Raw genomic sequence first — 25,134 nt, forward strand, 5'->3', positions numbered from 1 at the left:
TCTCCGCCATTCGTCTCATGACCCGCCTCCACCGCGCCGTCCCAGTCCTCGAATGAGCCACACGCCCCCTCAAGGCACCCTGGTCGTCCCGCCCCACCCGGGGCTCCAGCTCGTCCAGGGCCCTCTCCAGCCCATCGTTCCCACCGCCCTCCCGCCCGAGGGCGCCTCCGAGCCGTGCCCCCAGTTGCTGCCCGGTCACCAGGTGGAGCTGGTGTGCAACGGCCACATCTTCCAGGTCATCGAGCGGGAGATCGCACGGGCCCGCTCGAGCATCCACCTGTGCATCTACATCTGGCGCCCGGGGAAGGTATCGGATCGCCTCGTGGCGGCCCTCGAGGAGCGGGCGCGCGCGGGTGTCGCCTGCCGGTTGCTCGTGGACGCCGTGGGCAGCCGGGGCGGCTTCGAGAAGCACGTGCGCCCTCGCCTGGAGCGCGCCGGGTGCGAGGTTCGCCGCTTCCACCCTCCCCGCCTCCGCCGCTTCTGGCGGCTGCTCCTGCGCAACCACCGCAAGCTGCTCGTCATCGACGGACGCGTGGGGCTCACCGGCGGCTGGTGCATCTCGGACGAGTGGGACGGCCACGGCCAGCGCGAGCACGAGTGGCGTGACACCAACGTGCGTGTGCTCGGCCCCGCCGCCCTCGCGCAGATGCAGGCCACCTTCTCCGAGGACTGGCAGCACTCCGGCGGCGAGCCGCTCCCTCCCGACTCCTTCCCCTCCCTCGCCCCCGAGGGCCCCGCCCGCGCCGCCTTCATCCAGAGCCGCGCCCGCCCCGGCGCCGAGCCCGCCGAGCAGATGCTGGAAGCGGTCTTCAGCTCCGCCCGGCGCCGGCTGTGGATCTCCAGCGGCTACTTCGCCATCAACGACGCCTTCACCCGCCTGCTCATCCGCCAGCGCCATGCCGGCGTGGACGTGCGCGTGCTCGTGCCGGGTCCCATCAACGACGTCCCCGTGGCGCGCGCCATGCAGCGCTCCACCTACCGCTCCCTGCTCAAGCACGGCGTACGCATCTGGGAGTACCAGCCCTCGATGATGCACGCCAAGACGGCCGTGGTGGACGAGGACCAGTGCATCGTCGGCTCCACCAACCTGGATCCCTTCTCCCTCAACGTGCTGCAGGAGGGCTCGCTCGTGGTGAAGGACCCCGCCCTCACCACCGCGCTCGCGCGGGCCTTCCTCGAGGATCTCGACGTCTCGCGCGAGGTGCACACGACGCCCTGGTACTACCTCCTGATCTCCGGCATGCGCCGCGTCCTGTGGTGGATATTCGACCGGTTCGATTGACGTCCACTCCCGGACAGCCACCTGGCGGGCAGGCGGATGTCGTCCCGGGGACCCATCGCCACCGTTCCCCGGCATGCCCATGGTTGCGCCGCAGCCCTGTCCATCCGAGAGGCGAACCGTGGGACTCTTCAACCTGCTGTCGCGCTGGCCCCTCTTGCGTCAAATCCAGCGCAAGGACGCGCTCGGCCTGGGCGAGTCGGCCATGAGCGAGCGCAGCCGCCAGTTGGAGCCGCGCACCGTCCGGGCCGACAAGGTCGTTCCCTCCGTGTGCCCCTACTGCGCCGTGGGCTGCGGCCAGAAGGTCTACGTGAAGGACGGGAAGATCCTCGACATCGAGGGGGACGAGGCCTCCCCCATCTCGCGCGGCCGGCTGTGTCCCAAGGGCAGCGCCAGCTTCCAGCTCGTCACGGGCAACCACCGCGTCCTCGACGTGCTCTACCGGCGCCCAGGCGCCATGCAGTGGGAGAAGCTTCCCCTGCACAAGGCCATGGACATGCTCGCCGAGCGCGTGAAGAAGGCACGCGACACCACGTGGCAGGCGAAGACGGAGTCGGGCGACATCGTCAATCGCACCCTGGGCATCGCGCACCTGGGCGGCGCCACGCTCGACAACGAGGAGAACTACCTCATCAAGAAGCTCTTCACCGCGGGGCTCGGCATCGTCCAGGTGGAGAACCAGGCTCGAATATGACACTCCTCCACGGTGCCCGGTCTGGGCATCACGCTAGGACGCGGCGGAGCCACCGGATTCCAGCAGGATCTGGCCCACTCGGATTGCATCCTCATCCAGGGGAGCAACATGGCCGAGTGCCATCCGGTGGGCTTCCAGTGGGTGATGGAGGCGCGTGAGCGCGGCGCCACCGTCATCCACGTGGATCCGCGCTTCTCGCGCACCAGCGCCATGGCCGACGTGTTCGTCCCCCTGCGCGCGGGCACGGACATCGCGTTCCTCGGCGGCATCATCCACTACATCCTGGAGAACGAGCGCTACTTCCACGACTACGTGGTGCACTACACCAACGCGCCCGCAATCCTGCGCGAGGACTTCCGGGACACCGAGGACCTGGACGGGCTCTTCAGCGGGTATGACCCGGAGACGGGCAAGTACTCGCCCCACACCTGGCAGTACGAGGGGCTGGACGGGGTGGTGCCCGCCGCGGGTCACAAGGAGATCTTCGCCGAGCCCGGTGCCGGCGGTCACGGCAAGGTGCAAGGCAAGCACATCACCGAGGTGTCCCGGGACAAGACGCTCCAGCACCCGCGCTGCGTCTTCCAGGTGCTCAAGCGCCACTACGCGCGCTACACGCCGGCCGTTGTCTCGCGCATCTGCGGCGTGCCCGAGGAGCTGTTCCTCAAGGTGGCCAGGACGCTGTGCGACAACTCGGGGCGCGAGCGCACGAGCGCCATCTGCTACGCGGTGGGCTGGACGCAGCACTCGGTGGGCGTGCAGAACATCCGCGCCGCGGGCATCATCCAATTGCTCCTGGGCAACATCGGCCGGCCCGGTGGCGGCATCATGGCCCTGCGCGGCCACGCCTCCATCCAGGGCTCCAGCGACATCCCCACGCTCTACAACCTGCTGCCCGGCTACATCCCCATGCCGCACGCGCCGGACGCGCAGCGCTTCGACCAGTACCTCCACAACAACGTGTCGGCCAGCGGCTGGTGGAGCGAGTTCCCCAAGTACGTCGTCTCGCTGCTCAAGGCGTACTACGGCGACGCCGCGACGAAGAAGAACGACTGGTGCTTCCACTGGCTGCCCAAGCTCACCGGGGACCACTCGCACATGACGACCGTGGCCGACATGGCCGACGGCAAGCTCAAGGGCTACTTCGTCATGGGGCAGAACCCCGTGGTGGGCTCGATGAACGGCGCGCTGCACCGCAAGGCGCTGCACAAGCTCGAGTGGCTGGTGGTGAGCGACCTCACCCTCATCGAGACGGCCGAGTTCTGGCGCACCGCCCCGGAAGTCCTCCGCGGCGACGTGAGGCCCCAGGACATCCAGACCGAGGTCTTCTTCTTCCCGAGCGCCGCGCACACGGAGAAGTCCGGCTCGTTCACCAACACCCAGCGCCTGTTGCAGTGGCACTCGCAGGCGGTGGAGCCACCGGGCGAGGCCCGGAGCGATCTGCAGTTCATCTTCGAGCTGGGGCGCCGGCTCAAGGCGCTCTACGCGGACTCCACCGAGGAGAAGGATCGGCCCATCCAGGCGCTCACCTGGGACTACCCCACCCACGGCCCGCTCGACGAGCCGGACGCCGAGGCCGTGCTCAGGGAGATCAACGGCTACACGGTGAAGGACGGCGTGCCCGTGCCGGGCTTCACGAAGCTCGAGGCGGACGGCAGCACGGCGTGTGGCTGTTGGATCTACTCGGGTGCTTACGCGAACGGGGTGAACCAGCCCGCGCGGCGCAAGCCGGGCCAGGAGCAGACGTGGGTGGCGCCCGAGTGGGGCTGGGCGTGGCCGGCCAACCGGCGGATGCTCTACAACCGCGCCTCGGCGGATCCCGAGGGCCGCCCGTGGAGCGAGCGCAAGAAGTACGTCTGGTGGGACGAGGGCCAGCGCCGGTGGACGGGCGAGGACGTGCCCGACTTCATCGTGGACCGGGAGCCCTCGTACCGGGCGAGCAAGGGAGACCAGGGGCTGGACACGCTCTCCGGGGATGATCCCTTCCTGCTGCAGGCGGATGGCAAGGGGTGGCTGTTCGCGCCGAGCGGCATGGTGGACGGCCCGCTGCCCACGCACTACGAGCCCCTGGAGTCCTCGGTGCACAACGCCCTCTACGGGCAGCAGTGCAACCCGGCGCGCTACGACTGGCGGCGCCGCGACAACCCCATGGCGCGGGCGTGGGAGGATCCGCGCTACCCGTACATGCTCACCACGTACCGGCTCACCGAGCACCACACGGCGGGCGGCATGTCGCGCTGGCTGCCGTGGCTGAGCGAGCTGCAGCCGGAGATGTTCGTGGAGGTGTCGCCGGAGCTGGCGGCGCGGGCGGAGCTGGAGAACGGCGGCTGGTGCACGGTGTCCACGGCACGGGGCCAGGTGGAGTGCCGGGTGCTGGTGACCGAGCGCCTGCGTCCGCTGCGGGTGGACGGCAAGCTCGTGCACCAGGTGGGCATGCCGTACCACTGGGGCTACTCGGGGCGGGTGAAGGGCGAGAGCACCAATGATCTGACGGCCTTCTCGGCGGACCCGAACGTCTCCATCCAGGAGTCCAAGGTGCTCGCGTGCAACGTGCTGCCGGGGCGGCGCGGGCAGGGAAGGCTCGCGGCGATGGGCTGGGAGCCGCCACCCCTGCCTCCAGGCGTGGTGGAAGTGCCACGGGACAATGAAGGCGTGGGTCCGCCCTCGCCCCAACCCGAGCAGGACCCGAGGGAGTAGCACCGCATGGGACACAAGGGCTTCTTCACCGACACGACCCTCTGCATCGGCTGCAAGGCGTGCGAGGTGGCCTGCAAGCAGTGGAACCAGTTGCCCGAGGACGGCCTGGAGTTGACGGGCATGTCCTACGACAACACGGGGCACCTGGGCGCCTCCACCTGGCGGCACGTGGCGTTCGTCGAGCGGCCCGTGCCCCTGCCCGGGCAGACGGTGGGGCTGCTCGACTTCTCGTGGTTGATGAGCTCGGACGTGTGCAAGCACTGCCAGCGCGCGGGGTGCCTGGAGGCGTGTCCCACGGGCGCCATCATCCGCACCGAGTTCGACACCGTGTACGTGCAGCCGGACGTGTGCAACGGCTGCGGCTACTGCGTGACGGCATGTCCCTTTGGCGTCATCGACCGGCGCGAGGACGACGGGCGCGCGTGGAAGTGCACGCTCTGCTACGACCGGCTGGGCGAGGGCATGACGCCCGCGTGCGCCAAGGCGTGCCCCACCGCGTCCATCCAGTACGGCGACGTGGACGAGCTGCGCGAGCGCGCCCGGCGCCGGGTGGAGCAATTGCACGAGCGGGGCCTGGGCCAGGCGTACCTGTATGGCGCGGAGCCGGAGAACCAGCCGGGCACGGGGGGGCTCAACGCCTTCTTCCTGCTCGTGGACAAGCCCGAGGTCTACAACCTGCCGCCCGATCCCGTGGTGCCGACGATGAAGGGCAAGGAGTCCTGGGCGATGGCGGGCTGGGGTGCGCTGGGCATGGCGGCGCTGGCGCTCGGGGCGGTGCTGCTCGGAAGGGGGAAGCACGCGTGAGCAAGGGCATCCGGCCAGAGGAGCTGGACAAGCGCGGGGATGGGCGCGACATCGACACGAGCCGGGGCGAGCTGTCCGGCGAGGGCGCCTGGCAGCGGGTGAAACAGTTGGACGAGGCCAACCCCGCGCGCGAGGTGATGCACACGCGGCCCACCCGATCCGACGTCACCTCGGCGACGCCGAGCTACTACGGGCAGCCCGTGCTCAAGGAGCCGGTGTGGATCTGGACCATTCCGCTCTACTTCCACGTGGGCGGCACGGCGGGCGCGGCGAGCCTCCTGGGCGCGACGGCGGAGGTGCTCGGCGGCGAGCGTCTGCGGCCGCTGGGGGTGCGGTGCCGGTGGATCGGCGCGGTGGGCGACAGCGTGAGCGCGGGACTGCTCATCCATGACCTGGGCCGGCCCGAGCGCTTCCTCCACATGCTGCGCGTCTTCCGTCCCACCTCGCCCATGAACCTGGGCACGTGGATCCTCTCGGGCTCGGGTGCGATGAACGGCGCGGCCGCGGTGCTCTCGGGCCAGAAAGGCTGGCTCGGGCGCGCGGGAGACGGCGCGGCCCTGATCGGGGGCCTCCTGGGCATGCCACTCGCGGGGTACACGGCGGTGCTCATCACCAACACGTCGGTGGCCCTGTGGCAGTCCGTCCACAAGAGCCTGCCCCTCTTGTTCATGGCCGCGTCGGTGGCGGGCGCGGGCAGCCTGCTCCAACTGCTGCCCCACGCGCCCGAGGAGGAGCGAGTCCTCCACCTGTTCGGCATGGGGGGAAAGGTGGCCGCGCTCGCCGCGGGGCTCGCCACCCACCGCGACGCCTCGCGCGTGGAGGCCGTGGGCAGACCGCTGCGCCGGGGCTGGACGGGGGCGATGTGGGTGGCGGCCCACGTCTGCACCGCGGCCTCGCTCGCGCTGGACGTGTGGCCAGAGCGGCGACGTCCGGCGACGAAGGTGGCCGCGGCGGTGCTGGGCACGGCGGGGGCGCTGCTCACGCGCTTCGCCCTGTTCCACGCGGGCAAGACGTCGTCGAGAGATCCCCAGGCCACCTTCCAGGGACAGCGCCAGGGCCTGGGCGCCGCCGAGGTGACGGGACACTCCCACGCCTCGGACGGCAGGCCGCTGAAGTTCCCCCTGCCCGTGCTGCGCGACGCACCCACCTCGACGTGATCCGGATGTGGGGCCGCGAACAGCGCCCTGCCTTCCAGGGCCATCACTGTCCACCAATCCACAGATGTCGGGCTAACCAGTGAACCCCGGTGGTCCGAGGCCGCGTGCCTGCGCAGCAGGAGCGTAGGATGATGATCGCGTCATCTCAGAAAACCCACGCCCACGCAGGGGGGAATGTACCGGGGGGGTACGTTCCGCCGGCCCCTTCACGTCCGCCCCGACGGCCGACCGGTCCATGTCCAGCCAAGCTGCTTCAGACAGCAGTGATTGCCCCGCCGCGCCCACCAAGGGGCCGCAGGGCTCCGGGACGGATCCTCTCCTGGGAACGTGTCTGGGCAGCTTCCGGCTCACCCGCAAGCTGGATCAGGGCGGCATGGGCACCGTGTACCTGGGCGAGCACGTGGACATTGGCAGCCGCGTGGCCATCAAGGTGCTCCACCCCCGGTTGAGCGCCTCGTGCCAGGTGATGCGCCGCTTCCGCATGGAGGCGCGCGCGGTGAACCTCATCGGCCACGAGAACATCGTCAGCATCATCGACATCAACCCGGCGCCGCCAAGGCCCTACCTCGTCATGGAGTACCTGGAGGGCGAGCCCCTGTCGGCGCTGCTCGCCCGGGGTCCGGTGCGCCCCGAGGTGGCCGTGGCCCTGCTCACCCAGGTGTGCGACGCGCTGGAGGCCACGCACGCCCAGGGCATCGTCCACCGGGATCTCAAACCGGAGAACCTCTTCCTCGTGCAGCGCGGCCAGGGCCCCGCCTTCGTCAAGGTGCTCGACTTCGGCATCGCCAAGCTGATGGACGCCGAGGATCGCAACACCGACACCGCCGAGGGCGCCATCGTCGGTTCGGCGGACTACATGGCGCCGGAGCAGTCGCGCGGTGAGCGGTTGGATGGCCGCGCGGACCTCTATGCGCTGGGCGTCATCGCCTACCAGTTGCTCACCGGGCGGCGGCCCTTCGTGGAGAAGTCGCTCACCGCGCTGCTGCTCGCGCACCAGACCAAGCAGCCCATCGCCCCGCACGTGCTGCGCTCCGGGGTGCCCTCGGCGCTCTCCAGCGTCATCCTCCGGACGCTCGCCAAGGATCCCGAGGAGCGCTACCAGAATGCCGCCGCGCTGCGAGGCGCGCTCCAGGTGGCGCTCGAGCAGGGCCACGCGCGGCCCACCACCCGCGCCACGCCCACCACCCTGTCCACCTTCGTGCCCAATCCCGCGTTGGATCTGCCCGTGCGGGTGACGACGCCGGGCCCCGGCGCCACGAGCGAGACGCTGCGCTGCACGGAGCTCACGCGCGCGGGCATGTTCCTGTGCACCCAGCGCCTCCCCTCCCTGCTGTCGCGGCTGACGGTGTCCCTCGAGCACCCCGAGGGCGAGCTGAGCTGTGAGTGCGAGGTGGTGCGGCACGTGCTGCCCGACGAGGCGCTCGCCTGGGGCATGGAGCCGGGCTTCGGCGTGCAGCTCGTGGAGCCCTCCATCTCCTTCAAGGCCGCGGTGGCGCACCTGATGCTCGGCCAGCCGCTGGACACGCTGCGCCCCCCCATTGATCCGGCCGTGGAGGCCGAGGTGGAGCAGATACTCGCCCCGTACCACGTGCGCGGCATCGAGGATCTCTACGCCGTGCTCGCGCTGGCGACGGACAAGAGCTGCGAGGAGCTGCGGCTGCGCGCGCGCCGAGCCGGACAGGCCCTGGAGCGGCTGTGCGAGCGGCCCATCTCCCCGGCGCTGCGCGCCCGCGTCCACGTGGTGCTCGATCGCGTGCGCAAGGCGGCCGACACGCTCGGCCACCCGCGGCGCCGCGCCCTCTACGACGCCGAGCGCGGCAACTTCGCCGGCGTGGTGCGCTGTCTGTCCGAGGGACTCACCGTGAGCCAGTTGGAGGAGCTGCGCCATGACTTCCTCGCCCGGCATCCGCACAGTCAGGCCTCGTTGAAGGCCCACCTGGCCCGGGCGCGCACCCACCACCAGGCCGGCATGCTCGCGCTCGCGCGGGAGGACTACGAGCGCGCCCTGCTGTTGGATCCCCTCTCCCTGGACCTGCACCGGCAGTACCACGCCGTCTGCCGCGCGCTGGAGCGCGAGGCGCCCGTCCCCCCGCGGAACAAGGCCTCGGGCGCCTAGGGACCGCTCCCCTCCCGGAGGGCGCCGTGCTAACTCCCGGGGCCTTCCTCCGGAGGCCCCCACCATGCCGCCCCCGTTTCCTCCCCTCGACATCCCCGCCCCGGTGCGGCGCGTGGCCACCCACGCCGTGGCCGCGGGCCTCACCCCCCTCGTCCCCGTGCCCTTCGTGGATGACTACGCGCTGCGCCGCGTGCGCGAGGACATGGTGCGCTCGCTGCTCGCCGAGCGGGGCCTCTCCGCGCCCCGGCCCACCCTGCGCGTGCTCGCCGGCCTCCACCCGCGCGAGGGCAGCCGCCTGCAACAACTCGCGGGCAAGGCGGCGCTGCTGTCGCTGCGGCTCGCCTGGCGCAAGAGCTACCGGCGCCTCATCACCGCCCTGTGGCTCAAGGACTGCGTGGACATGGCCTCGCTCTGCCTGCACCACGGCTATCTCCTGCAATACGCGCTCGAGCGGGGAGACCTGCCCGCGCACGCCCTCGCCACCCCGGACACCGCGCGCCGCGTGCAGGCCGCCATCCACGCCGCCTGCGCCGAGCTGGACGCGCGCCCCATCAACCAGGCCCTGCGCCGGCTGTGGGCCGGCAGCCGGCTGGTGAACGAGGCCCTTTCCGAGGCCCTCGCCCACTTCCAGGGCGCACCCCTGCGCCCCCACCTCGACGACTCCGGCGAGGAGACTTCACTCGCCGAGCGGCTCGCCGCCGTGCTGTGGGAAGAACGTGGCTATTTCCTGACTCTGGAATCGCTTTACACGAAACACCTGAACTCCCCGTGAGCGTTTCCGGGGACCGATAAACTTGCGCTCACCACGCTCCGTCGAAAATCATTCACTTCGCGCCGGTCATCCACATCGCGCGAGTCGTCCCACCAGCCCCCCCGGCGGCAGTGCCCATCGTTGATCTGGCGAGGTAGCTCATGGCCAACCTGATTGATGCCGTGCGTCTGGGAGACGCGGGCGTGGTCCGAGCGCTGTTCGAGCGGGATCCCCAATCCCTGCACCGGGGAGACGCGCGGGGGATGACGCCACTGATGTGGGCCGCCTGGCATGGCACGGTGGAGCTGGTGAGCTGGCTGCTCGCGCACGGCGCGCAGGCGGCGGTGAAGGACATCCGGGGCGCCACGGCGCTGATGCTCGCGGCCGAGCGGGGCCACCTGGAGGCGGTGCGCGAGCTGATCCCCCGGGCGGACGTGGACGAGCGGGGCGAGGCGCTGCGGCACGCGGTGGGCGCCGGGCAGCACGAGGTGACGGCCTGGCTGTTGGACGAGGCGGGAGCGCCGCTCGAGTACGGCGGAGCGGAGGGCAAGACGCCCCTGACGTGCGCCGTGCTCGGAGGCCACTCGGCCCTGGCGGACGAGCTGCTGCGGCGGGGGGCGGACGTGGCGGCGCCCAGCTCCCACTTCCTCGCCCTGGAGAACCTCCAGGACTCCGGCTGGCAACCCCTGCACTACGCCGCGGACCGCCGGCACGCGCTGCTCGTGCAACAACTGCTCGACGCGGGCGCCGCGGTGGACGCCGCGACGACCCTGGGCACCACCCCGCTGATGCTGGCCGTGCTCCAGGGGGACGAGGACACCGTGCGGCTGCTGTTGCGCGCGGGCGCGGAGCCACTGCGCGAGGACCTGGGCCGCGCCAGCGCGCTGTCGCTGTCGCGGCGGCAGGGCAAACCCCACATCACCCGGCTGCTCGAGCGCCGGGCCGAGGAAGCCCCCCTCACGCGCGTGCTGCACCGCGTGCGGGGCGTGGGCGGGCGCGCCACCTGAGCGGCGCCCCCCGCGTCAGTGCAGCAGTCCTCCGCCGGAGTCCTCCCCCTCGTCCGGCGTCTCGCGCACGCGCGCCATGGCCGTCCGGAAGCGCTCCAGGGAGCGGCGCAGCCGCGAGTCCATCTGCACCGAGGGACTGTCCGAGCGCGCCAGGCACAGCGTCACCGTCCGGCCCGCCAGGGGCGGCTCGCCCGGCTCCAGCACCGCGTCCCGGGTGCCGCCGAACACCAGCCAGTCCAGCCGCCACAGCGCGTCGAGCCGCTGACCGAAGTACTCCTCCATCTCCACGCGCAGCGGCTCGGGCAGCCCCGTCACGTCGCAGAACTCCGCGCAGTCGCGCAGGAAGCCCTCCACCACCGAGCCCTCCTCCGCCTGCTCGGGCTCCTCGTGCGAGAAGCTGCACGCCAGCGCCCCGTCCAGCAACCGGGCGAGTTGCTCCCCACAGGTCACCAGGCTCAATCGGGTGCCCTGCTCCAGCACTCCCTCGTCCTGACGCAGGAACGTCTCCCCCGCGAGCGTGTCGAGTCTCATCCTGGCCACGTACCCCTCCAAAACCCCGAACCCCGCACCCTACCGGCACCCCGTCCTGGCGGTCACCTTTTCCCCACCCACCCCCGCCCTACGCGTCTTCAGCGTCGACCCCGCCAGCGTACAGCAGCCCCCTGACATGACCCGGAGCCCTCCCGCCGGTACCTGTCCTCCAGTACATGTCCTGGAGGAAGACACCCCCACCGTCCTGTTTCAGGACAGTCACGTGGAAGACACCAACCCCTGGTTTTTCTTATGGCTCCCACGAGTCAGTAGCGAAGAGGCGACAAAAGGGCCGCCGGGGAAAGTGGAGCATCCATGCTCCACATCCTGGAGGTAACGCGACGCGTCGTCCTGGCATTCGTGACGCATCAGGTCTGGCGTGGAAGTTGCTCAACATGCGAGGGCTGGGGGACGACTGGATGGTTTCAGCGCTTCCCGACGGCGAGTTCCCCGGCGAGCCAGACCAACGCAGCGTCCTTACCCCCCCTGCCTCCGTCCCCGGACCGGATGACCTCCGGCCCGGGGAACCCCAAGGAACCTTCTTCCATGAAGCAACTGCCTGCCCTCGTGCTGGCGCTGTGCGCGTTTGGCCTTGCCCCCGAGGCCCATGCCGGAGCGGCGAAGACGACGTATCCCGTGGTGTTCGCCCATGGCATGGGCGGTTTCGACGACATCCTCGGCTACGACTACTGGGGGGATGACTACGGCATGTTCGTGGGCACCACGTGCAAGAGCGCGTGGACGTGCAACGAGGACATCGACGACAACCAGCAGACGTTCGTGGGCCAGGTGCAGCCCATGCAGTCCTCCGAGGTGCGGGGCCTGGATCTGGCCAACGACATCGAGGGCTACATGGCGAGCGTGGGCGCCACGCGCGTGAACATCGTGGGCCACTCGCAGGGAGGCCTGGACGCGCGCAAGGCGGCCAAGGTGCTCCAGCAGCGCAAGGGCTACACGGTGGTGTCCGTGCTGGTGAGCGTGTCCTCGCCCCACCGCGGCTCGCCCGTGGCCAAGTACATCCTCGACCTCAAGCCCGGCGTCGTCAGCGTCATCAACGCCCTGGCCACGTATTACGGAGACGTCATCTACGGGCCGGGCAACGACGGCTACGCGGCCGCCAAGCAGCTCGTCTACAACGACTACAGCGCGAGCGACGGCATCACCACCGGCGCCAAGGCCTTCAACGTCAACAACCCCATCGACGCGAAGTACGCCTCGCGCTACGCCTCGTTCGTCACCTCGCAGCGGGGCGCGAGCGTGAACCCCGCGCTCTACCTGATCAAGGAATTCCTCTACGACATCGACGGCAACGGCTATTGCGTCGACGACTGCGACAACGACGGCGCGGGCGGCAAGGGCAACGGCAACGCCGGTGACGAGGACGATGACGGGCTCGTGGGCATCAACTCGCAGCAGATGGGCTACCGGCTCAAGTACACCGAGAGCCTCTTCGGCTTCGACTCCGTCACCAACGACACCAACGTCGCCTACCTGGGGGACCTCAACGCGCCCACCTCCGCGCAGATGACCTCCTCCTCGGGCCTCATCAACCAGGACCACATGGACGTGATCGGCGTGGGGCCGGATACCTTCGACGAGCCCGAGTTCTACGCCGCGATCTTCCAGTACATCGGCAGCTACGACTGACCCGCCGTGCCTCTCCGGACGGCTCCCCCGTCGCGCGGGAGGGGCCTCCGGGAGTAGCCTTCCGTTTCATGAACCGCCGCAAGGCCCCCCTGCTGATGGCCCTGGCCCTGCTCCTCGCGGGCACCGCCGTCCTCCTCACCCGGCCGCTGCCGGAGTCCGGCGCTCCCCCAGGAGCGTCCCCGGCGCGGCGGGAAGCCACCTCCCCCACCGGCGCGACTCCGGGCATCCCCCGCGCCCTCGCCCGTCCGCCGGGCACGCCCCCCGAGACTCCCGACGCCGCGCGCTCCGAGGAGGAGCTCATCGCCGCCCTGCGCGCGCGCTACGGCGGGCGCCTGCACGAGCCCCACACCCAGATGCGCCTGCTGGAGCAGCTCATGCGCCACTTCCAGCAGCTCAACCCCATGGGGTGGGAGGCCCAGCTGCTGGCGCTCGTGCGGCGGGCCTTCCCGGAACAGGCCGACCTGCTCGCCCAGCGGCTGCGCCAGCGCGTGGAGTACGGGCGGTGGATGGAGGAGCACCAGAAGGAGCTGCTCGGCCTGCCCGAGGCCGAGCGCCGGGCGGCGGTGTGGGCGGAGCGCGAGCGGCTGTTCGGAAAGGACGTGGCGGAGCGGTTGTGGGCGGGGGAGCTGCGCTCCGCGGCCGTGTCCGACGCGCTCGGGGCCATCGACGCCCTGCCCCAGGCGAACGTGGGTGAGCGGCTCGAGCGCTACCAGAAGAGCCTCGCCCAGACGTATGGCGCGGAGTCCACCGAGTACGTGCGCGAGCACCAGCAGGAGCTGATGAACCGCTTCCTCGACCTGGGCTCGGTGCAGCGAGAGCTCTCGGCGATGTCGCCCGAGGAGCGCGCCCGGAGCCTGCGCGAGGTGCGCCGGGGCATGGGCCTGGACGAGGCGGCGCTCGAGCGGTGGAAGGAGCTGGACCTGCGGCGCGACACGCGCTGGGAGCTGGGAGAGCGCTACATGGCCGAGCGCGCCGCCCTCACCCAGCAGGCCTCGGGCCCCGAGCTGGACGCGCGGCTCGCCGCGCTGCGCGCGCGCTACTTCCCGGACGAGGCGGAGACGCTTGCCGAGGAGGAGGCCAGCGGCTTCTTCCGCTTCGGCCAGCCCCGGCAGTGGGGCCGCAACTGACGGGCCCCCCTTCTCGAGCCATCCCTCGGGCCCTCAGTGCCGCACGGCGGCGGCGACGGCGTCGGCGAGCCGGGTGGTGGGACGGCCGATGAGCCGGCCGAGCTGCCCGGAGGCGTCGTTCAGCTCGCCCCGGCCCGCCCCCTGGTCCGAGTCCACGAGGATCCCCGCGAAGGCGCCCGGCACCCCCGCCTGCTCCAGCACGCCCTGGTGCTGCGCGGGCGGCAGGTTCTTGAAGACGATGCTCCGGCCCGACTGACGGGACACCTCGGCGGCCAGCTCGGACAGGGTGAAGGCGGTGTCGCCCGCGAGCTCGTAGACGCGGTTGTCGTGGCCGGTACCGGTGAGCACCTCCACCGCCGCGGCGGCGTAGTCCGCCCGGCTCGCGGCGGCGACCCGGCCCTCGCCCGAGCTGCCCACGAGCGCGCCGTGCGCCAACGCCGGCGCGAGGTTCTCGGTGTAGTTCTCGAGGTACCAGCCGTTGCGCAGGAAGACGAAGGGGAGGCCGGAGTCACGGATGAGCTGCTCGGTGGCCTTGTGCTCGGCGGCGAGCGCCAGGCCCGAGCTGTCCGCGCGCAGGATGCTGGTGTAGACGAGCAGGCGGACTCCGGCCTTCCGGGCGGCCTCCACCACGGCGCGGTGCTGGGCGATGCGCTGGCCCACCTCGCTGGAGGAGATGAGCAGCACCCGCGTCGCGCCCGCGAAGGCGGCGGCGAGCGTCTCGGGCCGGCCGTAGTCGGCCGGGCGCACCTGCACACCCTTCGCGGCGAGGTCCGCCGCCTTCTGGGGATCGCGCACCGCCGCGATGATCTGCCCCGCGGGGACCTTCTTCAGCAGCCCTTCGATGACGTGACGGCCCAGCTTTCCAGTGGCTCCGGTGACGAGAAACATGGGGACTCCCTTTGCGTCGCGGGTGTGCCGCGTTCGAGTTGCACTTACCCTAACGCCGTCACTTACCTTGCGTAAGTACCCACCTTTGAGTAAGGTACTAACATGGCGGAAAGAAAGCAGCCGGGACGGTTGGCCACGAAGGTGGCGAAGGCGGCGCGCGAGGCGAGGGAGCAGGGAAACGTGCTCGCGCCCATGTGCCCCTCTCGCGGGGTGCTGGAGCACGTGACGAGCCGCTGGGGCGTGCTGGTGCTCGTGTGCCTGCTGGAGGACACGCACCGCTTCAGCGAGCTGCGGCGCAAGGTGGGGGGCGTGAGCGAGAAGATGCTCGCCCAGACGCTGCACGCGCTCGAGCAGGATGGCTTCGTGCTGCGCGAGGCCTACGCGGTGATTCCCCCGCGCGTGGACTACAGCCTCACGCCCCTGGGCCGCGAGGTGGCCGAGCGCGTGGAGTCCCTCGTGGATTGGATCGAGGACAACCTCGGGCGGGTGCTCGAGGCGCGCGGCAGGTACGCGGCCGACGACCGAGCCTCCTGAGTCCCCGCGCGGGGCCTAGCGCGCGGTGTAGCCGCCGTCCACGACGAGCTCGGTGCCGGTGACGTAGCGCGAGGCGTCCGAGGCCAGGTAGAGGATGGCCTCGGCGATCTCCTCGGGCTCGGCCATGCGGCCCAGGGGGGCGGAGGCATCCAACTGCTTCCACGCCTCGGCCTCGCTGCCCACCTGATCGACGAAGCCCTTCCACCAGTCGGCGTTCTGCCAGATGGGCGTGCGCACCCCGCCCGGGAAGACGGTGTTGACGCGGATGCGGTCGGCCGCGCACTCCATCGCCACCGCCTTGCTCAACATGCGCACCCCGCCCTTGCTCGCCGAATAGGCCGCGGTGCCCGGACTGCCCACCAGCCCCGACACGCTCGCCACGTTGACGATGGAGCCCTCGCGCTTGCCCGCGCGCATGGCGCGCACCGCGTACTTGATGCCCAGGAAGACGCCGTCCAGGTTCACCGCGAGCTGCTCGCGCCACTCGGCCAGCGACAGCTCCGTCACCGCGCGCGACGTGGAGATGCCCGCGTTGTTCACCAGCACGTCCAGCCGCCCATGCGCCTCGAGCGTCCGGCTCATCACCGCGTGCCACGCCACCTCGTCCGTCACGTCGTGCAGGAGGAACAGCGCCTGCCCGCCCTCGGCGCGGATGTCCCGCGCCACCTCCTCGCCCATGGTGGCGATGTCCGTCGCCACCACCCGCGCGCCTTCCCTCGCAAACAACAACGCCGTGGCCCGGCCAATCCCCGACGCCGCCCCCGTCACGAGGGCCACCTTGTCCTTGAGTCGATCCATAGCTGGAGGAATCACACCTTACCTGGAACCCGGGCCTGTCCTGTCTGAAATGAAACGGGATTCAGCCTCCGCCTCCCGCCGGGGGCAGCGAGGCACCATGACGCGCCAGGTCCTCCGGCGTGTTCACGCTCACCACCGCGCGCAGCGCCGGGTCCACCGCGCGCAGCGCCTGCTCGGGCAGGAGCCTCGCGCGGCAGCCGGCCAGCAGCGCGCGCAGCGAGGGCTCCCCGGCCTCGAGCGCCTCGCCCCAGGGGCGTGCCAGGGCACGGTGGTACAGGGCCAGCAGCGGCTCCACCCGGCCCGCCACCGAGAAGGCCACCGCGTCCACCCCGGGCGCGCGCGCCGCCAGCAGCACCCGCGCCACCTCCCGCGTCACGAAGGGCATGTCGCACGCCACCGCCAGCACCCACTCGGTGCGAGCGCCCACCAACGCCGCGTGGACCCCGCCCGGCGCCCCCGCCCGCGCACCACGTCCGCCATCGCGCGCAGGCCCCAGCGCGCGTAGGGCCCGGGCTCGTTGGCCACCAGCAGCACGTCCCCACACAGCCCGCCCAGCGCCAGCACGCGCTCGAGCACCGGCCGCCCCTCCACCTCCAACAGACCCTTGGCCACGCCCCCCAGCCGGGACCCCCGTCCCCCCGCGATCACCGCCAGCGTCACCTCCGGAAACTCCACCCGCTCGCTCACCTCGTCGCTCCTCATGACGTCCCCGGGGGTCGTCCACCACGCGAAACTCCCCTCCACCCCGTCGCCGCCCGCCTCCGCTTGGGCTAAAGCCCGGTGCACGGCTTCCCCATGTCCCTCACGCCCCTCGCCACCGCCCGGCGGGCCGCCCTCGGCGCGCTCTCGCCCGCGCCCCCCGAGCCCGTCCCCCTCCTGGACGCCCTCGGAGGCTTCCTCGCCCGGGAGCTCGTCGCCTCGCGCTCGGTGCCCGGCTGCCCCGTGTCCGCCATGGATGGGTACGCCGTCCGGGCCGAGGACACCACGCACGCCACGCGCGAGCAACCCGTGCGCCTGCGCGTCACCGACACCATCTACGCCGGCCACCTGCCCTCGGGCTCGCTCCAGCCCGGCCAGACCGCGCGCATCTTCACCGGCGCGCCCCTGCCCGCGGGCGCCACCGCCGTCGTGCGCCAGGAAGTCACCCGGCCCGTGACGGACGGCGGCGCCGTGGACATCTTCGTCCCCGCGCCCCCCGGCAAGGACATCCGCCCCGAGGGCGAGGAGCTGCTCGTGGGCACCCCCCTGCTGCGCGTCGGGCAGCGCATCGATGCCTCCGTGCTCGGTGTCATTGCCTCGCTCGGCGAGTCCCAGGTGCTCGTGCGCCCGCCGCCCCATGTCGCCGTGCTCGCCACCGGCGACGAGCTCGTGCCGCCCGGCCAGGCGGCCCTCCCCCACCAGGTGTACGAGAGCAACCTCGTGCTCATCTCCGCGCTCGCGCGGGAGGCCGGCGCCCAGGTCGTCGCCCGGGAGCGCACCGGGGACGACGACGACATGCTGCGCCTGGCCCTGCTGCGCCTGGCGGACCGCGCCCAGGTGCTCATCACCACCGGGGGCGCGTCCGTGGGGGACAAGGATCGCGTCAAGCGCGTGCTCACCCTGCTGGGTGCCACCTTCCTCGTGGATGGCGTGGCCCTCAAGCCCGGCAAGCCCGTGGCCGTCGCGCGCCTGGGCACCACCGCCGTCGTCGTGCTGCCCGGCACGCCGGGCGCCGCCCTCGTCGCCTTCGACCAGTTCGCCCGGCCCCTGCTCCTGCGCCACCAGGGAGTGAGCGAGGAGCGCCAGCTCGTGCGCGCGCGGCTGGACGAGGAACAGCACAAGCAGGCGGGACTCACCTACCTCATCGGCGGCACCCTGGAGACGCGCGAGGACGGCACCGTGTGGACGCGCCTGCGCGACAAGGGCGGCGGCCATGCCCTGCGCCACATCGGCGCCGAGGGCTTCGCGCTGCTGCCCCCGGGCCGCGCCGACTTCGCCGAGGGCGAGTTCGTGGACTTCGAGCGCTTCGACCATCCCCGCTACGTGCCCGTGGAGCCGGAATGACGCCCATCGCGGTCTCGATCATCGGCTGGTCCGGCGCGGGCAAGACGGCGCTCATCACCCGGCTGGTGCCCGAGCTGCGCGCGCGGGGACTGCGCGTGGGCGTGGTGAAGCACACCTCGCATCCCCACCCCCTGCACCCCGAGGGACGGGACACCGCGCTGCACGCCCGGGCGGGCGCGGCGCTCGTGGCCTTCGCCACCCCCGAGGGCGTGCAGGTGTCGCTCCCCTCGCCGCCCGCGCGGCTGAGCGCCCTGCTGGAGCGCTTCGCCGGACACCTGGACCTGGTGCTCGTCGAGGGGTGGAAGGACGGGCCCCTGCCCAAGCTGGAGGTGTGGCGCGAGGGACTCGAGGCACCCCTGTCGGCCACGCGTTCGGACGTGCTCGCCTTCGTCGGGCCGGGAGGGGGTCCGGGCTCCATGATGGAAGGCCGTCCGCGCTTCGACCCCGAGGACACGCGAGGCATCGCCGACTTCCTCCAGCGCGGCCTGGGCGAGGGAGGCTGGCGTCCCGTGGCGCACTCGCGACCCGAGGCTCCGGATCCGGGACGGGCGGGTCCCGCCGTGCTTCCCCCGGGAGTCACCCGGCGGCCGGTGCGGCGGCACACGGTGGACGGCGGCCTGTCTCCCGAGCGGGACGACGCGGTGGCCATCGAGGAGCCGCTCGACATCCGCGTGAGTGGAGACACGGTGGCCATCACCCTGCGCACGCCCGGCGCGGATCGCTTCCTCGTCACCGGCTTCCTCTTCGCCGAGGGCCTCATCCACGGGGCGGAGGACCTGGGAGGCCTGGTGCACTGCGGCCGGCCCGGGGAGGAGGGGTATGGCAACACGGTGGAGGTGACGCCCGCGCCGGGGCTGGTGCTCGATTTGGAGCGCGTGAGCGCCACGCGCCGGGGCACCCTCACCACGGCGGCGTGTGGCGTGTGTGGCCGGCGCAGCGTGGATGACCTGGTGGCCGCGTGCCACCCGGTGCCCCCGGGCCCGCTGTTCTCCGCGTCCGTACTGGCGAGCGCCCCCGAGCGCCTGCGCGCCACGCAGCTCAACTTCGCCCACAGCGGCGGAGTCCATGCCGCCGCGGCGCTCGACGTGCACGGCGAGGTGCTCGCGGCCTTCGAGGACGTGGGGCGCCACAACGCGGTGGACAAGGTGGTGGGGGCGCTGGTGCTCGAGCACGGCCTGCGCTCGGCGCGCACGGCCCTCAAGGACTCACCGCGTCCGGCGCTGCTCGTGGTCAGCGGACGGGTGGGCTTCGACATCCTCCAGAAAGCCGCCGTGGCACGCATTCCCATTGTCGCCAGCGTGTCCGCCGCCACCTCGCTCGCCATCGACCTGGCCGAGCGCGCCGGAATCACCCTCGCCACGTTCGTGCGCGGTGGACGCTTCAACGTCTACTGCCACCCCGAGCGCCTCCGCGAGGACTGAGGGCAAGCATGCCTCGCGGTGTCGTCAGCCGCCTTCTTCTGTCTTTTGACTCCCACCCACCGCCGATGAAGCGGCTCCAGTCTGCGCTGCGCGTGGAATCGCATCCTCCGCGAGCCCCTTGCTCTGCTCCGCAGGGGTGAGGATGGACAAAGCACCTTCAACGAGAAGGCGTACTTGAAGAAAAAGATCGGGCGGACAACGACCGGAGCTTGCCCTCAAGTGGCCGAGCCGGACGCTGCGCAGTTGCGTCGCATAGAAGAAGGTGTCCTTGGTGAGTGCCAGGGCCTTTCCCGCAGCGGACCTGCTCGGCACCTCGATGACGGCGTACTCAGCACGCCTGGTGCCCGTGCCACACAGCACGACGGCCCTGTCTTCGCCAGGCTCGAGGCGAACCACGATGGCCGGATGAGGCGCACCGCCAACATCCACCCACACCAGACTGCGCGCAGCGATTTGATGTTTACGAGGAGGCGGGGAATACCGGTTCACCCGAACGCTCCGCAGCGGTGTTGAATCGCACGTATGCTTCTCGAACAGCCCGTGCGGTGCCTGCCAAGGCACTCAGATCGAGTCGCTCCTCCGGGGGGAGGAGGCTCACTGGCACATCACTTCCTGGCAAAGCCGCCACGAAGGCCAGCATGCGCCGACTGTTTCTCGCCAGCAATTCCGCGATGGCCAATCCCAACCACCGTTCCGCAGAAGACTCCTTGAAGGCGACAGAACCCGCGGCGAAGAGAAGCGCACAGAGCCGCAGCATCGCGAGCAAGGCTTCCGCCATGGGAACCGGAACATCCGGTGAAGAGACGAATGCGAGCGGATCATCCCCGATGTTGGCTGGAATACCGGAGGCCGCCCCGGAAGGGAGCACCACGAGCCAGGGCTTGATGCACCGGGCGATTTCAATCACGTGCGCATCGAACTGCCTCAATGCTGGCAACGCCGCGGGCCCGAGCGCATGGGCAAGACGCGATGAGGCGATGTCCCTCCCCGAGGCCTCATCGAGGGCCTCGACAGCGTCGAAGCCCTCCTCGGCTGCTTGGGTCGAGAAGCGAAGGAGCGCCTCATGGAATTGGGGATCCTCGAGGACGGCATCGACCCGGGTGAGGACATCGTCCCGGTTCTCGGATTCGAGGATGTAGGCGCCAAAACTATCGGTCAGCTCGCGAACGCCCTTGAGCAGCGCCGTTTCCGCCGGAGTCAGTCGCTCACCTGGCAGCAGGGAGAGGATGAACTCCACGAGCGCGAATATGCCTCCCCCCGAGGAGATGGGCAGAGCCGAGGCAATAGTCGGGGAGAGCACCATGATCAGGGCGAATATACAGGGTACCGGAGCGTTCCGCATCCCCAGCACCTGAAGTAAAAAATCCAATGTTTACTAGACGTTACGCCTGTTCTCCACAGCCGTGGCCTCGTCGGCCGAGGCTCTGGGTGGGACAGCGTCGCCTGCTCCGTCTCCGCCCATGGACCACTTGCCCGCCCGCTCAGTAGGACACCTGCGCGCGCAGGGTCACGGTCTCGCCGTCGTCTCCGCCGGTGAAGTCGCCACCGCGGTTGTCCGTGTGCCAGTGGATGCCATTGAGCATCAGCCGGGTGAAGCTGTTGAGATACCAGTTCACCCCCACGGTCGCCGCCCAGCCCTCGCCCAGCCGGGACTCCTGGGTGAAGGCCAGACGCTCGTAGCGCGCGGTCAGCTCGATGGCCCCGGGGCCCCCATCGAGGATCGACCGGCTCACCTTCGGCTGGGTGAAGTTGCCGAAGCGGGGGTTGTAGGGCGGCGTCTCGCCCGTCACGAAGCCGCCCACCGACACACTCCAGGCATCGCTCAGGAAGTCCCGCTGGCCCACCAGCCGCACCTCGCGCCGGCCCAGCTCGGCCATGGCCCACAGCGCGCGCCAATAGCCTCCCAGCTCGGCCCCATAGCCGGTGTCGCCCGTGGCCCCGGTGAGTGGACCCGTCGACACGCGCAGGCTGCCATTGAACCGGCCACCGATGACGGTGTTGCGTGTCACCGTACCCGCCGCCGAGGACAGCTTCTCGTCGAAGCCCCACGCCCCCACGTGGACGACCGTGGTGTCCGTCTTCACCGGGTTCCAGTGCGCTCGCGCGAGCACGGTGCGACTGTCATTGACGGCATAGGCGCTGTCGACGTCGTCCCCCGAGAGCGTCAGCGAGGCGTGCCAGTTCGGCCCGAACAGCCGGCCCTGCGCGCCAATGCCATAGAAGCCCCGCTGCGGGATGATCGCCGTTCCGACGACCGTCCGCTCGACGAAGGGCGTCGAGTCCGAGCCCGTCGAGCCCTCGAGGCCACGATCGTTGAAGAGATTGCCAATGCGGAGGTCGTAATCGAGCCCCAGCACCTTGTGACGCCAGCCGAGGAAGGCGGTGACCACGTCGACGCCGTTCTCGGCGAAGTCGCTCTCGAACTGGTAGAAGAGGTGTGGACCGACGCCCCCCTCGATGCCCAGGCGCAGCGCCCGCGAGCCCGTCGTCGTGATGTTCCGGGCCTCGTAGGCAGAACCCCCGCTGCCGCTCGCATCGAGCAGGATTCTCCCACGCGGCTTGAACGAGAAGACCCCGTCCCCCGAACGGAAGATCGGCGCACCCGCGCCCCACTCGACCTGCACGTCCGTCGCCTTCGCGCCGGGCAAGGGCACGGCCACCGCTCGCGCCGTGTCGACCGGGGCCGTGGCCGGACCAGGAGGAACCAACTGCGGAGCGATCGGCGCCATGACCGCGCGGACCTCCTCCAGCTCCGCATGATCCCTCGCTTGTCTCTTCTCGAGCGCTTCCAGCCGGGCGCGCAGCGCGTCGATCTCCGCCCGCCGCGCCTCGTCCGTCGCATCGTTGGACACGGCGTCAGCCACGGGCTCCTGTGCGAGGGCGGGAGCGGACGCCACCCACAACGAGCCCACGAGCACACGCGTCAGAAGATCCACAGCCGCTCCTTCGGGAACGCGAGGGTGTACGCCCCGGGGGACAGCGCCTCGCGCGTGGTGGCGCGCAGCGCGTGCCCCTCGAGCTGGAACTGGTGCTCCCAGCGGCCACCCACGTAGATGGAGCTGTCCAGGTGCGCCGGCAGCCGGTTCTCCCCGGGCCCGGACGCCAGTGACAGTTCCTCCACGCGGATGACCCCCGTGGCGGTCCCCTCACCGCCCGTCCCGCCCCGCTGCTGGCCCCACAGCGACAGCCCACCCACTTCCAGCCGGGCCTCGTTCCCACGGCGCTCCACCACCCGCCCCGGCAGGGTGTTGTTCACCCCCATGAAGTTCGCGGCGAACAAGCTCTGGGGCTCCGTGTAGAGCTGCTCCGGCGTGCCGTCCTGCACCATGCGCCCCCCGTCCAGGAGCATGATGCGATCCGCGATGGCCATCGCCTCCACCTGGTCATGCGTGACGAAGAGGGCGGTGAGCCCCATCCGCTTGATGAGGGCGCGAATCCAGATGCGTGCCTCCTCGCGCAGCTTCGCGTCCAGGTTGGACAAGGGCTCGTCCAGCAGCACGAGCGGCGGGCTGTAGACGAGCGCGCGAGCCAGGGCCACGCGCTGCTGCTGGCCTCCGGAGAGCTGGCTGGGAAGGCGATCGCCCACGCCCTCCAGATCCACGCCCTTGAGCACCTCGTGCACCGCCCGGTCGATGGCCTCCTTCGACTGCTTGCGCAGCTTCAACCCATAGGCGACGTTCTCCGCCACCGTCTTGTGAGGCCACAGCGCGTAGGACTGGAAGACGAGCCCCAGGTCGCGCTGCTCTGGCGGCAGGTTCACCTTCGCCGCCGCGTCGAACACCGTGCGATCTCCAATGTGGATACGACCCCGGAGGGGCGTCTCCAGCCCGGCGATGGAGCGCAGCAGCGTCGACTTGCCGCAGCCCGAGCGCCCGAGCAACGCCACCACCTCGCTGTGGCGGAAGTCGGCGGTGATGCCCTTGAGGATGTCATTGGTGCCGAGCCGGACGTGCACGTCCTCGACGAGCAACCTAGCCATGATGTGCCTTCCTTCCGAACAGGGTGAGCAACAAGAGACCCGCGCCGACCATCGCGATGTTGATGACCGACAAGGCGACGACGGTGTCCACCGCTCCGGTGGCCCAGAGCGACACGAGCAACGAACCAATCACTTCCGTTCCGGGCCCCAGCAGGTAGACACCCGTGGAGTACTCGCGCACGAAGGTGACGAAGACGAGCATCCAACTGCCGAGCAGGCCCGCGCGAATCAGCGGCAACGTGACGTCCAGGCTGACACGCCCCGGAGAGGCACCCACCACCCGGCCGGCCTCCTCCAGCTCCGGGCCAATCTGCAACAGACTGCCGGACACCAGGCGCATGCCATAGGCCATCCACACCAGCGTGTAGGCCACCCACATGGCCAGCAGCGTCTGCCGCAACGGCTGCAACGGGGGGAAGAAGAGGAAGACCCAGAAGATGGCCAGACCGGCGACGATGCCCGGCATGGCGCGAGGCAACAGCACGAGGTAGTCGATGACGCGCGCCCACGCCGACTGCCAGCGATGCACCGCGAGGTTGATGAGGGTGTAGACGACCACCGACGCGGCCCCGCCCACCGCGGCCAGCACCAGGGTGTTGGTGATGCCGCGCACCAGGTTGGGGTAGTGGGTGAGTTCGCGGAAGTGGTCCAGCGTCAGCGCACTGGCCAGCTCCACGCCCTCGCCCCAGCTCGACAGGAAAGAGCGCAACACGAGCGCGCACACGGGCGCCACCACCACCGTGAGCAGCCAGAGCGCGATGAACGCCGCCGCGGGCCAGCGCCACGCGCCCAGGGCGATGGGCCGCGCGCCCTGCGCCTTGCCCTTGATGGACACGTAGCGGTTGGCGCTTCGCAGCAGCCGGTTCTGCAACCACACCAGCGGCACCGCGATGAAGACGATGACCATCACCACCACGGCCATGAGCTGGTAGGAGGGAATGCCCAGCACGTTCGTCAGCTTGTAGAGATAGGTGGCCAGCACCAGCACGCCCTTGGGGTCCGCGAGCACCAGCGGCAGGCCGAACAGCTCGAAGCCCAGGAAGAACACGAGCACGGCGGCGTACAGCAGCGCGGGGCGGATCATCGGCAGGCTGACGGTGACCGCCACCCGCAGGGGCCCCGCGCCGATGGAGCGTGCCGCCTCCTCCACGTCCGAGCCCAGGCTGCGCAGCGCCGTGGCGGCGTAGAGGAACACGTGGGGCGCGTGCGTGAGCCCCGCGATCAGGATGAGCGACGGCAGCGAATAGACATCCCAGGGCAGCGAGCCCAGCCACCCCTTCACCCACAGGCTGACGATGCCCACCGGCCCGAAGGCCACCACGAAGCCGAACGCCAGCACGATGGAGGAGATGAACATGGGCGTGAGGATGAGCGGCTCCATCCACCGCCGGCCCGGCAGGTCCGTGCGCACCAGCAGGAAGGCCAGCAGCGCCCCCACCGGCACGGCGATGAGCGTCATGCCCACGGACACCACCACCGAGGTGCCCAGCGCGCGGTAGAAGTCCGGATCCTCGAAGACGAATTGATAGGCCCCCAGCGTCGGGTGCACGTTGCGGGCAAAGAAGGGGCCATCCAGGAAGCTCTGCCAGACGACCAGCAGCAGGGGAGCGAGGATGGCCAGCGCGGAGGCCAGGACGATCCCGATTCTCAGTGAGCGGTTCATG

Annotated in this window: 20 protein-coding genes and 1 pseudogene; 12 read left to right on the forward strand and 9 right to left on the reverse strand. The window is 70.7% G+C overall.

What is annotated here, in order from left to right:
• Window positions 1–52: 52 nt before the first annotated feature.
• From CYFUS_RS49250 to CYFUS_RS49285, 7 genes are all read left to right on the forward strand, one after another.
• Entirely contained in the window at window positions 53–1,282 is a 1,230-nt protein-coding gene (locus CYFUS_RS49250) for a phospholipase D-like domain-containing protein (protein ID WP_198316399.1), read from the forward strand.
• A 118-nt stretch (window positions 1,283–1,400) separates the two neighbouring features.
• A complete protein-coding gene (gene fdh / locus CYFUS_RS49260; RefSeq protein ID WP_420042673.1) occupies window positions 1,401–4,667 on the forward strand; it encodes a formate dehydrogenase in 3,267 nt (1,088 codons plus the stop codon).
• 6 nt (window positions 4,668–4,673) lie between these two features.
• Window positions 4,674–5,471, forward strand: coding sequence for a 4Fe-4S dicluster domain-containing protein (locus CYFUS_RS49265; RefSeq protein ID WP_095991560.1), 798 nt, complete (start codon window positions 4,674–4,676; stop codon window positions 5,469–5,471).
• Window positions 5,468–6,628 carry an NrfD/PsrC family molybdoenzyme membrane anchor subunit gene (gene nrfD / locus CYFUS_RS49270; RefSeq protein ID WP_095991561.1) on the forward strand — a complete coding sequence of 387 codons (1,161 nt, stop codon included), beginning with the start codon at window positions 5,468–5,470 and terminating at the stop codon, window positions 6,626–6,628. Before CYFUS_RS49265 ends, nrfD begins: the two co-directional genes overlap by 4 nt.
• A 235-nt stretch (window positions 6,629–6,863) precedes the next feature.
• Window positions 6,864–8,744 carry a serine/threonine-protein kinase gene (locus CYFUS_RS49275; RefSeq protein WP_095991562.1) on the forward strand — a complete coding sequence of 627 codons (1,881 nt, stop codon included), beginning with the start codon at window positions 6,864–6,866 and terminating at the stop codon, window positions 8,742–8,744.
• A gap of 64 nt (window positions 8,745–8,808) precedes the next feature.
• The gene (locus CYFUS_RS49280; protein WP_095991563.1) at window positions 8,809–9,516 is read left to right on the forward strand and encodes a hypothetical protein; all 708 of its coding nucleotides are present in this window, start codon (window positions 8,809–8,811) and stop codon (window positions 9,514–9,516) included.
• Window positions 9,517–9,656: 140 nt separating this feature from the next.
• The gene (locus CYFUS_RS49285) at window positions 9,657–10,502 is read left to right on the forward strand and encodes an ankyrin repeat domain-containing protein (RefSeq protein WP_095991564.1); all 846 of its coding nucleotides are present in this window, start codon (window positions 9,657–9,659) and stop codon (window positions 10,500–10,502) included.
• Window positions 10,503–10,517: 15 nt separating this feature from the next.
• On the opposite strand, the gene CYFUS_RS49290 is transcribed toward CYFUS_RS49285, so the two are convergent.
• Window positions 10,518–11,033 carry a hypothetical protein gene (locus tag CYFUS_RS49290; RefSeq protein WP_095991565.1) on the reverse strand — a complete coding sequence of 172 codons (516 nt, stop codon included), beginning with the start codon at window positions 11,031–11,033 and terminating at the stop codon, window positions 10,518–10,520.
• 546 nt (window positions 11,034–11,579) lie between these two features.
• Between CYFUS_RS49290 and CYFUS_RS49295 the strand changes: the two genes are divergently transcribed.
• Both CYFUS_RS49295 and CYFUS_RS49300 read left to right on the forward strand, forming a co-directional pair.
• Entirely contained in the window at window positions 11,580–12,680 is a 1,101-nt protein-coding gene (locus CYFUS_RS49295; RefSeq protein ID WP_095991566.1) for an esterase/lipase family protein, read from the forward strand.
• 68 nt (window positions 12,681–12,748) lie between these two features.
• Complete coding sequence (locus CYFUS_RS49300) at window positions 12,749–13,807, forward strand: hypothetical protein (protein WP_095991567.1); 1,059 nt, start codon at window positions 12,749–12,751, stop codon at window positions 13,805–13,807.
• Window positions 13,808–13,840: 33 nt separating this feature from the next.
• Here CYFUS_RS49300 and CYFUS_RS49305 read toward each other — a convergent pair whose 3' ends face one another.
• Window positions 13,841–14,695 (reverse strand): SDR family oxidoreductase, encoded by an 855-nt coding sequence (locus tag CYFUS_RS49305; protein ID WP_095991568.1) that lies wholly within the window; start codon window positions 14,693–14,695, stop codon window positions 13,841–13,843.
• A gap of 102 nt (window positions 14,696–14,797) precedes the next feature.
• Between CYFUS_RS49305 and CYFUS_RS49310 the strand changes: the two genes are divergently transcribed.
• On the forward strand, window positions 14,798–15,229 hold the full coding sequence (locus tag CYFUS_RS49310) for a winged helix-turn-helix transcriptional regulator (RefSeq protein ID WP_198316400.1): 432 nt from the start codon (window positions 14,798–14,800) through the stop codon (window positions 15,227–15,229).
• 15 nt (window positions 15,230–15,244) lie between these two features.
• Here CYFUS_RS49310 and CYFUS_RS49315 read toward each other — a convergent pair whose 3' ends face one another.
• Window positions 15,245–16,027 (reverse strand): SDR family NAD(P)-dependent oxidoreductase, encoded by a 783-nt coding sequence (locus CYFUS_RS49315; protein ID WP_095991570.1) that lies wholly within the window; start codon window positions 16,025–16,027, stop codon window positions 15,245–15,247.
• Between the two features lie 61 nt (window positions 16,028–16,088).
• Window positions 16,089–16,729, reverse strand: a pseudogene (mobA, locus tag CYFUS_RS54755) (molybdenum cofactor guanylyltransferase).
• A gap of 93 nt (window positions 16,730–16,822) precedes the next feature.
• Here mobA and glp point away from each other — a divergent pair.
• Window positions 16,823–18,070: a gephyrin-like molybdotransferase Glp gene (glp, locus tag CYFUS_RS49325; RefSeq protein ID WP_095992683.1), complete on the forward strand. Its 1,248-nt coding sequence runs from the start codon at window positions 16,823–16,825 to the stop codon at window positions 18,068–18,070.
• Window positions 18,067–19,491: a formate dehydrogenase accessory sulfurtransferase FdhD gene (fdhD, locus tag CYFUS_RS49330; protein ID WP_095991571.1), complete on the forward strand. Its 1,425-nt coding sequence runs from the start codon at window positions 18,067–18,069 to the stop codon at window positions 19,489–19,491. Before glp ends, fdhD begins: the two co-directional genes overlap by 4 nt.
• A 24-nt stretch (window positions 19,492–19,515) precedes the next feature.
• On the opposite strand, the gene CYFUS_RS51515 is transcribed toward fdhD, so the two are convergent.
• The 5 genes from CYFUS_RS51515 to CYFUS_RS49350 all read right to left on the reverse strand — a co-directional run bounded on the left by CYFUS_RS51515 (window position 19,516) and on the right by CYFUS_RS49350 (window position 25,133).
• Entirely contained in the window at window positions 19,516–19,980 is a 465-nt protein-coding gene (locus tag CYFUS_RS51515; protein ID WP_157759102.1) for a hypothetical protein, read from the reverse strand.
• Window positions 19,952–20,728: a hypothetical protein gene (locus tag CYFUS_RS49335; RefSeq protein ID WP_157759103.1), complete on the reverse strand. Its 777-nt coding sequence runs from the start codon at window positions 20,726–20,728 to the stop codon at window positions 19,952–19,954. The genes CYFUS_RS51515 and CYFUS_RS49335 overlap by 29 nt, the downstream gene beginning before the upstream one ends.
• A 244-nt stretch (window positions 20,729–20,972) precedes the next feature.
• Window positions 20,973–22,427 (reverse strand): OprO/OprP family phosphate-selective porin, encoded by a 1,455-nt coding sequence (locus CYFUS_RS49340; RefSeq protein ID WP_232537260.1) that lies wholly within the window; start codon window positions 22,425–22,427, stop codon window positions 20,973–20,975.
• The gene (locus CYFUS_RS49345; protein WP_095991573.1) at window positions 22,415–23,470 is read right to left on the reverse strand and encodes an ABC transporter ATP-binding protein; all 1,056 of its coding nucleotides are present in this window, start codon (window positions 23,468–23,470) and stop codon (window positions 22,415–22,417) included. Before CYFUS_RS49345 ends, CYFUS_RS49340 begins: the two co-directional genes overlap by 13 nt.
• Window positions 23,463–25,133 (reverse strand): ABC transporter permease, encoded by a 1,671-nt coding sequence (locus CYFUS_RS49350; RefSeq protein ID WP_095991574.1) that lies wholly within the window; start codon window positions 25,131–25,133, stop codon window positions 23,463–23,465. The genes CYFUS_RS49345 and CYFUS_RS49350 overlap by 8 nt, the downstream gene beginning before the upstream one ends.
• Between the last annotated feature and the right edge of the window lies 1 nt (window position 25,134).

This window comes from Cystobacter fuscus (assembly GCF_002305875.1).
GTDB classification, from domain to species: Bacteria; Myxococcota; Myxococcia; order Myxococcales; family Myxococcaceae; genus Cystobacter; species Cystobacter fuscus_A.